The following is a 12,551-nucleotide window of genomic DNA, read 5'->3' as shown; positions in this document are numbered from 1 at the left end:
GCCTCTTCGTGAGCAAGCTCACTCCCACCTGTCCTGCGGCTGCCGAATTTCTGGGGCAGACCACGATCCCGTGGGAGCGAGCTTGCTCGCGAAGGTTTACTTCCAGCCCGGAAGAAAGTGGCTGAATGCACCGGCCTCTTCGTGAGCAAGCTCACTCCCACCTGTCCTGCGGCTGCCGAATTTCTGGGGCAGACCACGATCCCGTGGGAGCGAGCTTGCTCGCGAAGGCTTACTGTCATTCTCCAGAGAGGTGGCTGGCTGTTCTGGCGTATTCGTGAGTAAGGTGGAGCGCCACCCCGGTCACTCCCACTATGTGCTTGTCACGGACGCGGTCCTACGACTTCCCCCGCCACTTCGTACGCGTTAAAGATCATCGACGTCGCCCGATGTTGACGGATCAGTTCCCACATATCCCCTTCGCCCTGCTCGGCGTTCTCGAACGCGCGCTCGCAGTCGCTCTTCGACAGCCACTGCACATGGCTCAGCACCCGCTGGCGGTCTTCACTCACCTGCACACTGGCCCGGACAAAGCCTGGGTAAGTGCGCGTGAATCGCTCGAAACGCTCGCTGAGCGCCACAACCAGCCCGGCCTGATGGTGGGGATCGACGGCGAACTCAACGAACTGTCTGTAGGGTAGATGAGCGGCTGCTGGTGTCATGAACGTTCTCCACGAATGACGGATGTTGCTGAACAGGATGCTGCGCAAACCGGCAAGGCCCGATACGTTTCTTGCGCCGGTGCGCCACTTGCCAAGCCCATCCAGGCAAGCGATGCTGCGCAGGATAAAACCTCCAGTTAACTGTAGGTCAAGCGTCGTTCCGCAGACAGGAAGATTGCATGCTCACCCAGGACATCCCGCCCATCGCCCGCGAACTCACCGTCGGCCAACTGTCCGCCCGCAGCGGTGTGGCTGTTACCGCGCTGCGCTTTTACGAGGCCAAAGGTCTGATCAGCAGCCAGCGCAACGCCGGCAATCAGCGTCGCTATCCCAGGGATGTGCTGCGCCGGGTGGCGTTGATCAAAACCGCGCAGCGCCTGGGCATTCCGCTGGCGACCATCCAGACCGCGCTGCAGACCCTGCCTCAGGACCGCGCGCCCAGCGTTGCAGACTGGACCCGGTTATCCGAGCGCTGGAAAGCCGATCTGGATGAACGCATCAACCGCCTCACCGCCCTGCGCGACCAACTCAATGGCTGCATCGGTTGCGGCTGCCTGTCGATGGAGGCCTGCCCGCTGCGTAACTTCGGCGACAGCCTGAGCGAGCAAGGCGCCGGGCCGCGCCTGCTGGATCAGGATTGAAGGTTTTGCGGACTGACCAGGGTGCCAGCGAGGGTCTGGTCCGCCACTGACAGATGCATCTGCTGCATCGCTTGATTGAGCTGATTAGTGGCCTGAATGAGCGAGTTGGTCATGGCCATGATTTCCATCTGCAACTGACGCATCTTGCCCTCCCGGGCGCGGGGCGAGAGCGACCGGTCGTTCATGAATGCCTGCATGTCCTGCATGCGTTTGGCAATGCGCTCCTGAATCGAGCGGATCAGCTTGAGCTGCTCCTTGATCCGGTCAGGCAGGTGCGTAGCGTCGATGTCGGCGTTCTTGTCACCCTTCTTCGCCGCTTTCTGCGCGTCCGGTGAAAGCAGTACTTCGATGCCCTGACGCACCTGATCGGCGGCGCTGAGGCTCTGTTGCGGGTCGTCAGTGCCGAGGGGGGTCGGCGCAACGGTTTGCGGCAGCAGTAATGCCGCTTCTGCAGGGTTTCTGAAACTCAAGCTCAACATGACGACTGGCCTCCATAGCCTTGTCCGATCGCTGACGTCCCTACCGCCTCGCGATGAAAAGCGGGCGGTCTTACCGGATCGATAATGGGCTTTCGGCTCGTTTGGAGGGTGCTTTAGGAGGGGCTGCTGAAAGTGTGTCGCGGTCGACACAATTTCCTGCGCCTTAGGACGGTACGGTGCTCGACGCCGCCAGCCGTGCCGCCAGCGCTTTGGCCTGCAACGCCACGTCGGTCACGGCGGTGCTTTCCCACCACAGGCCGCGCAAGGGCGGGCCCATGGCATAGAGCCGCGTCGAGACCCGCCCTTCAGCGTCCATCACCGCGCCACCCGCATCGGCGGCGATCCCCAGCGCCAGCGGCCCCGGCTGAATCAGGCCACGCGCCAGCAGATTGCGCGGCAAGGCACGATCAACCCGGCGCCAGTCGTATTGAATCCCGGTCGAGTTGATCAGCGCTGCGCCGCTCTCTGTGGTGGCCTTGTCCTGGCCGCGATAGCGAACGCTGATGCAAATCTGACCTGCCTCGGCGCTTCCCACGCTGAGCAATGAAGCGGCGTGGATGTTCAAGCGCCCTTCGTCGATCAGCCTGCCCAGCAAGTGCGCGCTGGGCGGCGGCGAACGGTGGTGATGGCTTTCCCACCACGGCCGGACGTGACGTACGAATTGGCGCCGCTGCAGGTCAGACGCCTGACTCCACAGCCGTGGAATATGCACGCGCACCGTGTCGAGGGGCGCCTGCCAGTCGATACCCTGCTCCGCCGCCCGGGCGCACTGCTCGCGCAAGGCCCTGACCAGTTGCAGGGTGCTGCGCAGGCTTGGGTCGGCGGCGAGGAAGTCGGGCCATGTCGGCGGCTGACGGCGCACGTGGGGCAGCAGACCGTGGCGGGAAAACACGTCGATGGGCCCACGATGGCCTGCCTGCTCCAGAGACACCACGGCGTCGACCATGGTCAGGCCCGAGCCGATGATCAGCACTCGGCCCTGGGGGTCGAGCTGGCCCATGGCGTTTACGTCCCACGGATCGACGGCGGCGGCGTTGAGGGCGTTTGAATCGCGCTGAGGCGTGCGCGCGGCGGCGAACATGCCCGTTGCCAACACACCGAAGCGGCCGGTCAGGTGCTCACCGCTGGCGAGGGTGAGGCGCAGGCCGGCCGCGTCAGTCTGCAGGTCGGTGACTTCGCCACGCACGTGCTCGACGGTCGAACCGTAGCGCTCGCCGACCACCCGGGCCTCGGCCAGGCGCTGCTGAACGTAGAGCCCGAACATCCCGCGGGGCGGAAACAGCTCGGCCACCGGCACGTGCTGCTGATCAGACTCCGGCCAGCCGCCGCCGGCGATATAGTCGGTCAGCCAGCGGGTGAGATCGTCGGCATCGTCGGGGTCGACGCTCATGCGCGCAGCGTTGCCGTTCAGCGTATGGCCCAGCTCGGTGGCGCTGTAGGCCTCGCCGCGACCCAACTCGCTGCGTGACTCGACGATGACAATGCGCCGTTGCCCCGGCAGGCGCAGCAGCTGCACGGCCAGCATTGTGCCGCTGAGGCCACCGCCGACAATGAAAATGTCGGCGTCAGGTCCAGTGTGTTCAGCGCTCATTACGTCTCCCCTTGTCTTCGCCCCGCGGGCGCGCACCGCTGATTATGAACAGCGTGGCAGCGGATTCAAACAGGACAATCGGCGGCGGTTTGCTGATCGAATGTTGCGTGCCGGAGAGCTCGAGCAGACCACTATCCCGTGGGAGCGAGCTTGCTCGCGAAGACTTACCTTCAATCCCCAGAGAAATTGACTGAATGTCCCGGCCCCTTCGTGAGCAAGCTCACTCCCACATGGGGATCCCGCCCAACCGTCAGCCCTTGCGTTTCATGTCCAGCCGCCGCAGATGGCAGGTCACTTCTTCGCGGTCGTGGTACAGCTGCTTGCAACCGATGGCGACTTTCACGCCGCGGGCCTTGAAGCCGTCTTCGATGCGCTCCAGCAGACGCCGCACCTCGGCGTAACGCTGCTTCATCGGCAATTTGAGGTTGACCACGGCCTCGCGGCACAGACCTTCGCCCAGCCAGGTTTCCAGCAGCGCGGCGTTGCGTGCGGGCTTTTCGACGATGTCGCAGACCATCCAGTCCACCGGCTGACGCGGCTTGAAGGTAAAGCCGTCCGCCATCAAGTGCTGCACCAGCCCGGTGTCCATCAAGCTTTCGGCCATCGGCCCGTTATCGATCGCAGTGACCAGCATGCCGCGGCGCACCAGCTGATAGGTCCAGCCACCAGGCGCAGCACCGAGGTCGACCCCAGTCATGTCGCCCGACAGACGCTCGTCCCACTGATCCCGGGGGATGAAGTGGTGCCAGGCCTCTTCGAGCTTGAGGGTGGAGCGGCTGGGCGCTTCCCGGGGAAATTTCAAGCGCGGAATGCCCATGGGCCACATCGCCGAGTTATTGGCATCGGCCAGGCCGAGGAACACTTCGCGCCCGCTTTTGAACGTCAGCAGCAGGCGCGGCAGGCTCGGGTTGTCGACCAGTTTGCCGGCCTTTTCCAAGGCCTTGCGCAACGGCCCTTCGAACTTGCGGCAGAAGGTCGAAAGCTCTTTGCCGTCGTTGGTGTCGACCACTTCCAGCCACAGGCTGCCGCACGGCGCAAAGCCGGCCATGTGTTCGAGGATCACGCTGATGCGGTCGGTCTCAGGCAACTGGACAAACACGCCACGGGCCCACTGCCGGGGGAAAATCAGTTCGCGGAACTTGAGATTGTTCATCAGCCGCTCGGCACCCTCGGCCTCGGTGCAGATGAATTCGGCAAAGGCGGCGTCGGTCTTGGCCTTGGCGTAGCCGGACACCTCGAGGCGGGCGGCGTGCTCGCTGAGCTCCGAGCAGACCTCGCTTTCGAAGCCGGGGCGGCAATGCATGAAAAGGGTGTTCACGGGACGGTCTCCTCGCGCGCCACGAATCGGGTCGCGGCGCAAGCTGTACATGAGGACTAACCTCAATGACTCGAAAGCGGCGCATGATAGCCGAATCAGGAACCACTGGCTCAGCCGGTGGGTCCAGTACTACTCAATGAACATTCAAAGGCGCCGCCCAGAGCGCCGAAGCAATACCCGTCTTACCGTCGATCGCCCGTCCGCGCGTACTGCACGGACCGTCAAGGAGTCAGTCATGCCCTCCCTCGATAGCCTGAAAAGCCTCAAAACCCTCGAAGTCAGCAACAAGACCTACCACTACTTCAGCCTCCCGGATGCCGCGCGCACGCTGGGCGATCTCGACAAACTGCCGATGTCGCTCAAGGTGCTGCTGGAAAACCTGCTGCGCTGGGAAGACAACCATACGGTAACCGGCGACGACCTCAAGGCCCTCGCCGACTGGCTGATCGAGCGCAAATCCCACCGCGAAATCCAGTACCGCCCCGCCCGCGTGCTGATGCAGGATTTCACCGGCGTGCCGGCGGTGGTTGACCTGGCCGCCATGCGCGCCGCCGTGGCCAAGGCCGGTGGCGATCCCCAGCGCATCAACCCGCTGTCGCCGGTGGATCTGGTCATCGATCACTCGGTCATGGTCGACCGCTTCGGCGACGACAAGGCCTTCGGCGAGAACGTCGACATCGAGATGCAGCGCAACGGCGAGCGTTACGCGTTCCTGCGCTGGGGCCAGAATGCGTTCGATAACTTCAGCGTGGTGCCGCCGGGCACCGGAATCTGCCATCAGGTCAACCTGGAATACCTCGGCCGCACCGTGTGGACCAAGGAAGAAGACGGCCGCACTTACGCCTTCCCGGACACCCTGGTCGGTACCGATTCCCACACCACCATGATCAACGGCCTCGGCGTACTGGGCTGGGGCGTCGGCGGCATCGAAGCGGAAGCGGCCATGCTCGGCCAACCGGTGTCGATGCTGATTCCGGAAGTCATCGGCTTCAAGCTCACCGGCAAACTGCGCGAAGGCATCACCGCCACCGACCTGGTGCTGACCGTGACGCAAATGCTGCGCAAGAAAGGCGTGGTCGGTAAGTTCGTCGAATTCTATGGCGATGGCCTGGCGGACCTGCCGCTGGCGGACCGGGCCACCATTGCCAACATGGCCCCGGAATACGGCGCGACGTGCGGCTTCTTCCCGGTCGACGATGTCACGCTGGATTACCTCCGACTGTCGGGGCGTCCGGACGAAACGGTGCAATTGGTTGAGGCCTATTGCAAAGCTCAGGGCCTGTGGCGCTTGCCCGGTCAGGAACCGGCGTTCACCGATGCGCTGGAGCTGGACATGGGCTCGGTGGTCGCGAGCCTCGCAGGGCCTAAACGTCCGCAAGACCGCGTCGCCCTTCCCGATGTGTCCAAGGCCTTCAGTGACTTCCTCGGCCTGGCGGTCAGCCCGAGCAAACACGAAGAAGGCCGACTGGAAAGCGAAGGCGGCGGCGGTGTCGCGGTGGGCAACGCCGCGCAGGTGGGCGAGGCTGAGTATGAATACAACGGACAGACTTACCGCCTGAAGAACGGCGCGGTGGTCATTGCGGCCATCACGTCCTGCACCAACACCTCAAACCCTAGCGTGATGATGGCGGCCGGCCTGCTGGCGAAAAAGGCCGTGGAGAAGGGCCTGCAGCGCAAACCGTGGGTGAAGAGCTCGCTGGCGCCGGGCTCGAAGGTCGTGACCGATTACTACAACGCCGCCGGTCTGACGGAGTATCTCGATAAGTTGGGCTTCGACCTGGTGGGCTACGGCTGCACCACTTGTATTGGCAACTCGGGGCCATTGCCTGATCCAATCGAAAAAGCCATTCAGCAGTCGGACCTGACTGTCGCGTCGGTGCTGTCGGGCAACCGCAATTTCGAGGGCCGCGTGCACCCGCTGGTGAAAACCAACTGGCTGGCCTCACCGCCGCTGGTGGTCGCTTACGCGTTGGCCGGCACCGTGCGCACCGACCTGAGCAGCGAACCCCTGGGCGAAGGCAGCGACGGCCAGCCGGTGTACCTGCGTGACATCTGGCCGACCCAGCAGGAAATCGCCGACGCGGTCATGAACGTCAGCACAGGCATGTTTCACAAGGAATACGCCGAGGTCTTCGCCGGCGACGCGCAGTGGCAGGCCATTGAGGTGCCCGAGGCGGCGACCTACGTCTGGCAGCCGGACTCGACGTACATCCAGCACCCGCCGTTCTTCGAGGACGTGGCCGGGCCATTGCCGGTCATAGCTGACGTGCAGCAGGCTCGCGTGCTGGCGGTGCTGGGCGACTCGGTGACCACCGACCACATCTCCCCCGCCGGCAACATCAAACTCGACAGCCCGGCCGGTCGTTATCTGCGCAGCAAGGGCGTGGAGTACAAGGACTTCAACTCGTACGGCTCGCGGCGCGGCAACCATGAAGTGATGATGCGCGGCACCTTCGCCAACATCCGCATCCGCAACGAAATGCTCGGCGGCGAAGAAGGCGGCTACACGCTGCACGTGCCCACCGACGAGAAGCTGCCGATCTATGATGCGGCCATGCGTTACCAGGAGGAAGGCACGCCGCTGGTGGTCATTGCCGGTCAGGAATACGGCACGGGTTCCAGTCGCGACTGGGCGGCGAAGGGGACGAATCTGCTGGGGGTCAAAGCGGTGATCGCCGAGAGTTTCGAGCGCATCCACCGTTCCAACCTGGTCGGCATGGGCGTCCTGCCGCTGCAGTTCAGGGCGGGCGAAAGCCGTAAAACTTTGGGCCTGACCGGCAAGGAAGTGCTGAACATTACCGGGCTCACCGGCGCGACGCTGCAACCGGGCATGAGCCTGGCGGTACAGATCACCCGGGAGGACGGGCAGCAGCAAAACATCGACGTGCTGTGTCGGATCGATACCCTGAATGAAGTGGAATACTTCAAGGCGGGCGGGATCCTGCATTACGTGCTGCGGCAGCTGATTGCTTCCTGAGCCTCATCCCGGCTGAAGCCGGTCTCGGTGTCAGTGGGACTGGCTTTAGCCGGGAAAGCGTCAGATACCACAACGCAATATTAATGATGCTCAAACCGGCCCCTTCCCGGCTGAAGCCGGTCCTACTTGTGGGACCGGCTTTAGCCGGGAAGGCGTCGTCTGCCTCACCGCAAGTTGCCAGTGTCCAAACCAAATCCCTCGTTATCAGAAACGCCCTACACAACCCCCGCCCTGCATCCCCGAAATAATCGGACCAACCCCCCGTTGATCCGACATACACCCGTGTTTAATCAACGTTAAAATCGCCAGCCTATTCCGACGCCCAAGGACGACTTCATGTCGGCGCAACGCTGGACTTCCCTCTTCCTGCTCTCTCTTGGCTACAGTCTGGCGCTGCTCTACGGCCAGCTCAGCCTTCCCGTGGTCATCACCTTCGGACTGCTGATCATGGCCGGCATCTGCGTCAGCCATTTCCAGCACCGCGCCGTCCGCCTGTTCGGTCATGCCTTGTTCATCGCCATTGCGGCGGGGCTGGCCAGTCACTGGCTGCCCGGCTTCCTCAGCGCCAGGGCGATTGCCGGTGTTCGCCTCAGCCCCGAGGCCGCGCCGTATTCGATGTACCTGAATCTCGACAAGCCCCTCATCGGCTTCTGGATCGCCATCGCCTGCCCGTGGGTGTTTATTGCGTTAAGCCCACGACGCTGGCTGAGCGTCACCAGCATCGCCTTGCCCGTCACCGCCGCAGCGTGTTTATCAACGGCGATGGTGCTGGGCCTTGTCGGCTGGTCGCCCAAGTGGCCGGAGCAAACGGGCATATGGGCGCTGAACAACCTCTTGCTGGTCGCGCTGACCGAAGAATTGCTTTTTCGGGGTTATCTGCAAGGGAGCCTGAAGAGATGGCTGCAGCACTTACCCTGCCACGACGCTCTGGCAATCGGAATGGCCTCGGCACTGTTCGGCCTGGCGCACATCGGCGCGGGCTGGGAATGGGCGCTTCTGGCGGGCATCGCGGGTGTGGGTTATGGCGTTGCCTATCGACTGGGCGGGCTGCCCGCTGCCGTGCTCACCCACTTCGGTCTGAACCTGCTGCATTTCAGCCTGTTTACCTATCCGATGTTCGACCGGTAAGGGTCTTCACGACATTCAGGATATGAAGCAGTTCACAAAAACTTAATTTTTGTCGCATCGAGCCGATAACCCGTGACAGCCTTCCTGGATCGAATAGCTCATGCGAAATAACCAGCCCATCACTCAACGCGAACGGACCTTCCCGGCGCAGCAACGGTTGATCTCCACCACCGATGCGCGCGGCGTCATTACCTATTGCAACGACGCCTTCATTGAAATCAGCGGTTTTTCCAAGGATGAGCTGATCAAATCGCCCCACAACACCGTGCGCCATCCGGACGTGCCGTCGGCGGTCTTCGAACACATGTGGGCCACCCTCAAGCAGGGCTTGCCGTGGATGGGGATCGTCAAGAACCGCTGCAAGAACGGCGACCACTACTGGGTCAACGCCTACGTCACGCCGGTCTTCGAGAACAAGCAGGTCGTGGGCTTCGAGTCCGTGCGCATCAAGCCGACCGCTGAACAGGTGTCCCGCGCCGAAGCGCTGTACAAACGCCTGAACAACGGCAAAAGCGCAGTACCAAGCCGCGACAAATGGCTGCCGATGCTGCAGGACTGGCTGCCGTTCATCCTGGTCAGCCAGCTGAGCTTTCTCATTGGCGTCTGGTTGAACTCCCCCTGGGGCTTTGCGCTGGCGGCTGCCCTGTCGGTGCCGCTGGGCCTGCTGGGGTTGAGCTGGCAACAACGCGGCCTCAAGCGTCTGCTGCGTCTGGCCGAGCAAACCACGTCCGACCCGTTGATCGCACAGATGTACACCGACAGTCGCGGCGCACAGGCACGACTGGAAATGTCGATCCTCAGCCAGGAAGCCCGTCTCAAGACCTGCCTCACCCGCCTGCAGGACACCGCCGAACACCTCAACGCTCAGGCGCGGCAGTCCGATAGCCTGGCGCAGGCCAGCTCCACCGGCCTGGAACGTCAGCGCGTCGAAACCGAACAGGTCGCCACCGCCGTCAACCAGATGGCCGCGACCACCCAGGAAGTCGCCAATCACGTGCAGCGCACCGCTGATGCCACCCAGCAGGCAAACGAACTGACCCGTCGCGGCCGCGAGATCGCCAGCGACACCCGCGAGGCCATCCAGCGTCTGTCGGCTTCGGTGGGCGAAACCGGCCTGACCGTGACCCAGCTGGCGAAAGACAGCGACGAAATTGGCGGCGTTGTCGACGTCATCAAAGGTATCGCCGACCAGACCAACCTGCTGGCGTTGAACGCGGCCATCGAAGCCGCCCGCGCGGGCGAGATGGGCCGCGGCTTTGCTGTCGTCGCCGATGAGGTCCGTCAATTGGCCCAACGCACGACCGAATCCACCGGCCAGATCCACGCCCTTATCGCCAAGCTGCAACAGACGGCCACCAACGCGGTGCAGACCATGAACACAGGCCGCCGCCAGGCCGAAGAAGGTGTCGAGCAGGTCATGGAGGCCGACAGGGCGCTGGTGGGCATCAGCGACGCAGTGGCCAACATCACCGACATGACCACGCAGATCGCCGCCGCCACCGAAGAGCAAAGCTCAGTGGCAGAAGAGGTGAGCCGCAACATCAGCACCATCGCGCACCTGGCCGACCAGACCTCCGACGAAGCCCGTCGCTCTGCCACGCTCAGCGCGGAACTCACCCAGACAGCCAACACGCAATACTCGTTGGTAGAGCGCTTTAACCGCTGAGTGATTGATGGGTTAAGCGAAGGCCCCGGCAGACCGTCTGCCGGGGCCTTTTTGTTTGTGTTGGGGTTTAAGTAGGACATTTCTGAAAATCATTTGGGGAAGCAGTTTTTGGTTTGGAGCAAGGGTTTTGCTGTTGACAGGATTTGTCGAACTCTATTAGTTGATTATTGAAAGACGATAAATAGTTACCACCATGGGTGGGGTATTTTTTGATCTGGATAATTAATCATATGCATTTTCTGCAAATAGCGTGTAGAGATGCGTCAAGTGGAGATACTTATGAATTCGGCAGGTCTAGTTGCACCTTCTGTACCCGTGGCTGATAGTGATGGCCTCATAAAGCTCGCGGATATAACCCAGAATCTTTCTGTAGTTGTGGAGGCATGGGCGTACTCAGATGAGGGGGATGTCTTTCAGCTGATGGTCAATGGCATTACGGTTGGGCAGGCCCAACCAATACCTGTGCCGCTGCCGCTACCAGGAACGCTCTTGTCACTTACGTTACCCATAGAAGAACTGGAGAAAGGCGGACACTACCGAATCGCTTACAGAGTCACAAACATACCAGGTGGCATTACTGTTGAGTCGCCGTCGACCACGATTCGCATAGACCGCACCAAACCCGGCGCCACCCTCCTCGCTCCCCTCATCTTCCCCACTGCCACCTTCGGCGATCAACTCGTCGGCCTGCTCCCTGGCTACGCCGGCATGGAACCGGGCGATATCATCCAGACATTACTCAACGGCGTCGCAGGCCCGGCCCATCAGGTCCAGGCGGATGAGCTCACCCTCCGACCCATCGAAATCCCGTTCAGCCGTGAACACCTGCAAGCCCATGCAGCCGAAACCGTGTCCATCGAGTACGTCGTCACCGACCGGGCGGGCAATGTGTCCATCACCAGCCTGCCGACCCTGGTTTCACTTAAATTGTAACCAGCTTTCCCGCTATTCAACTGAATACCAAAAGTAACCCCCTCCACGCTTATGCGTGGAGGTTTTGTCAATAAATGAGCCAGCAAAAAATAATTTAAATTATTTTTGGGCGTCTCGATTCCAAAGAACCTACATCACCGTAGGAAGCGTCTGATGGACTATCAAAATTTTATAGACTACGCGCGATACATAATTATTAAAAACACTCACAAACGCCGTAAAAAAGGCCCGATTCACACATCAAAGATCTATTCAACCACGATTTTTTTTCGAAGAAGCCATGCAATCCCATGCACTTCGCTTGTTTGACAGTCCTATTTTTCGAATCGATCATAGGCATGTGCAGCGCCGCAGTCCTACAAGCAAGCGCACAACACCCAATCCTGTAATTCTCGCACTAGCGATCTGATCAAGGAGTTCCAATGGAAGATGAAACGGATATCCAGCCATCCCCCCACTCACAACCGACCGAGTCAGATAACAATAAAAAGTTAACGGTGCCAAACCCCAAAAATACCCGCAGGACCAAACGCAAATCACCTGACAAGAGTTCAATCCCGCTCTACGAAGAACTGCAGGCAGTGCCGCCCGTGGGCAAAAGTGCGGCTGAACAGGCCATGGTCTACGCCGGCCAACTGCAGAACGCCCCGGGATTTCCTTGGCATCACGAAATGAAGCACCCGCCTCCGGCGCCGGTATTCGAAGCGCCTTTCATCACCGGTGCCGACCCCGAAGGCCCCACCGACGCACAGCTGCACGTGGGCATCTACATCAATATCCCGCGCTCGCCGAAGCTGTGGTTCGGGGATCACCTGAAGCTGCGCTGGGGCCACAACACCTTCTACACCACCATCGGCAAGGTAGAAGGCCGCAAAGGCCCTCGCCTGGTTCAGTACCTCAACAATGAAACCCTGGCGGACTACGAAAGCGGATGCGTCGAGGTGCGCTACGAAGTGGTGCGCCGCGCCAAGCTCGTCGGCATCTCGGAAACCTTGACCGTCAACCTGCCCCGGCTGAGGAAGCGGCGCGGCAAGGGCTCGTCCCCTGGCCGACCACCGCGACGGCGCCGGATGCAGCCGAAGCCGTAAGCCCACGTAAAAAGGCCCCGACTGCATTGCTGCAGCCGGGGCCTCGGAACCGCCATTTAATCAACTAATGC

General features: G+C 61.6%; 10 protein-coding genes. 6 read left to right on the top strand and 4 right to left on the bottom strand.

Annotated features, from left to right (window positions below):
- Positions 1-320: 320 nt before the first annotated feature.
- Positions 321-659 carry an antibiotic biosynthesis monooxygenase gene (locus tag AC0Z8Z_RS24060; RefSeq protein ID WP_485620788.1) on the bottom strand — a complete coding sequence of 113 codons (339 nt, stop codon included), beginning with the start codon at positions 657-659 and terminating at the stop codon, positions 321-323.
- Between the two features lie 179 nt (positions 660-838).
- On the opposite strand from AC0Z8Z_RS24060, the gene soxR reads away from it, so the two are divergent.
- Complete coding sequence (gene soxR / locus AC0Z8Z_RS24055; RefSeq protein ID WP_485620787.1) at positions 839-1,300, top strand: redox-sensitive transcriptional activator SoxR; 462 nt, start codon at positions 839-841, stop codon at positions 1,298-1,300.
- On the opposite strand, the gene AC0Z8Z_RS24050 is transcribed toward soxR, so the two are convergent.
- From AC0Z8Z_RS24050 to rlmM, 3 genes are all read right to left on the bottom strand, one after another.
- Positions 1,291-1,779 (bottom strand): hypothetical protein, encoded by a 489-nt coding sequence (locus AC0Z8Z_RS24050; protein WP_485620786.1) that lies wholly within the window; start codon positions 1,777-1,779, stop codon positions 1,291-1,293. The two genes, soxR and AC0Z8Z_RS24050, sit on opposite strands and share 10 nt — an antisense overlap.
- A 163-nt stretch (positions 1,780-1,942) precedes the next feature.
- Complete coding sequence (locus AC0Z8Z_RS24045; RefSeq protein WP_485620785.1) at positions 1,943-3,370, bottom strand: FAD/NAD(P)-binding protein; 1,428 nt, start codon at positions 3,368-3,370, stop codon at positions 1,943-1,945.
- 250 nt (positions 3,371-3,620) lie between these two features.
- Positions 3,621-4,688, bottom strand: a complete 1,068-nt coding sequence (rlmM, locus tag AC0Z8Z_RS24040) for a 23S rRNA (cytidine(2498)-2'-O)-methyltransferase RlmM (RefSeq protein WP_485620784.1) — start codon at positions 4,686-4,688, stop codon at positions 3,621-3,623.
- A gap of 235 nt (positions 4,689-4,923) precedes the next feature.
- Here rlmM and acnA point away from each other — a divergent pair, with 235 nt between their 5' ends.
- The 5 genes from acnA to AC0Z8Z_RS24015 all read left to right on the top strand — a co-directional run bounded on the left by acnA (position 4,924) and on the right by AC0Z8Z_RS24015 (position 12,480).
- On the top strand, positions 4,924-7,665 hold the full coding sequence (gene acnA / locus AC0Z8Z_RS24035; RefSeq protein ID WP_485620783.1) for an aconitate hydratase AcnA: 2,742 nt from the start codon (positions 4,924-4,926) through the stop codon (positions 7,663-7,665).
- 336 nt (positions 7,666-8,001) lie between these two features.
- Positions 8,002-8,793, top strand: a complete 792-nt coding sequence (locus tag AC0Z8Z_RS24030) for a CPBP family intramembrane glutamic endopeptidase (RefSeq protein ID WP_485620782.1) — start codon at positions 8,002-8,004, stop codon at positions 8,791-8,793.
- Positions 8,794-8,893: 100 nt separating this feature from the next.
- Positions 8,894-10,459, top strand: a complete 1,566-nt coding sequence (locus tag AC0Z8Z_RS24025) for a methyl-accepting chemotaxis protein (protein WP_485620781.1) — start codon at positions 8,894-8,896, stop codon at positions 10,457-10,459.
- 279 nt (positions 10,460-10,738) lie between these two features.
- On the top strand, positions 10,739-11,392 hold the full coding sequence (locus tag AC0Z8Z_RS24020) for a hypothetical protein (protein WP_485620780.1): 654 nt from the start codon (positions 10,739-10,741) through the stop codon (positions 11,390-11,392).
- A 422-nt stretch (positions 11,393-11,814) separates the two neighbouring features.
- Positions 11,815-12,480 (top strand): hypothetical protein, encoded by a 666-nt coding sequence (locus tag AC0Z8Z_RS24015; RefSeq protein WP_122534393.1) that lies wholly within the window; start codon positions 11,815-11,817, stop codon positions 12,478-12,480.
- Positions 12,481-12,551: the final 71 nt, after the last annotated feature.

The organism is Pseudomonas sp. 1L-C-7-B-C1 (genome assembly GCF_057291635.1).
The sequence above is the reverse complement of the archived record's forward strand: the minus strand, read 5'-3'. Positions and strand labels throughout refer to the sequence as shown.

What these genes read in the sequence shown, in the direction of transcription:
- AC0Z8Z_RS24050 (WP_485620786.1), bottom strand. Translation starts at nt 1,779, where the DNA reads ATGTTGAGCTTGAGTTTCAGAAACCCTGCAGAAGCGGCATTACTGCTG.
- AC0Z8Z_RS24030 (WP_485620782.1), top strand. Translation starts at nt 8,002, where the DNA reads ATGTCGGCGCAACGCTGGACTTCCCTCTTCCTGCTCTCTCTTGGCTAC.
- soxR (WP_485620787.1), top strand. Translation starts at nt 839, where the DNA reads ATGCTCACCCAGGACATCCCGCCCATCGCCCGCGAACTCACCGTCGGC.
- AC0Z8Z_RS24015 (WP_122534393.1), top strand. Translation starts at nt 11,815, where the DNA reads ATGGAAGATGAAACGGATATCCAGCCATCCCCCCACTCACAACCGACC.
- AC0Z8Z_RS24020 (WP_485620780.1), top strand. Translation starts at nt 10,739, where the DNA reads ATGAATTCGGCAGGTCTAGTTGCACCTTCTGTACCCGTGGCTGATAGT.
- AC0Z8Z_RS24025 (WP_485620781.1), top strand. Translation starts at nt 8,894, where the DNA reads ATGCGAAATAACCAGCCCATCACTCAACGCGAACGGACCTTCCCGGCG.
- AC0Z8Z_RS24060 (WP_485620788.1), bottom strand. Translation starts at nt 659, where the DNA reads ATGACACCAGCAGCCGCTCATCTACCCTACAGACAGTTCGTTGAGTTC.
- acnA (WP_485620783.1), top strand. Translation starts at nt 4,924, where the DNA reads ATGCCCTCCCTCGATAGCCTGAAAAGCCTCAAAACCCTCGAAGTCAGC.
- AC0Z8Z_RS24045 (WP_485620785.1), bottom strand. Translation starts at nt 3,370, where the DNA reads ATGAGCGCTGAACACACTGGACCTGACGCCGACATTTTCATTGTCGGC.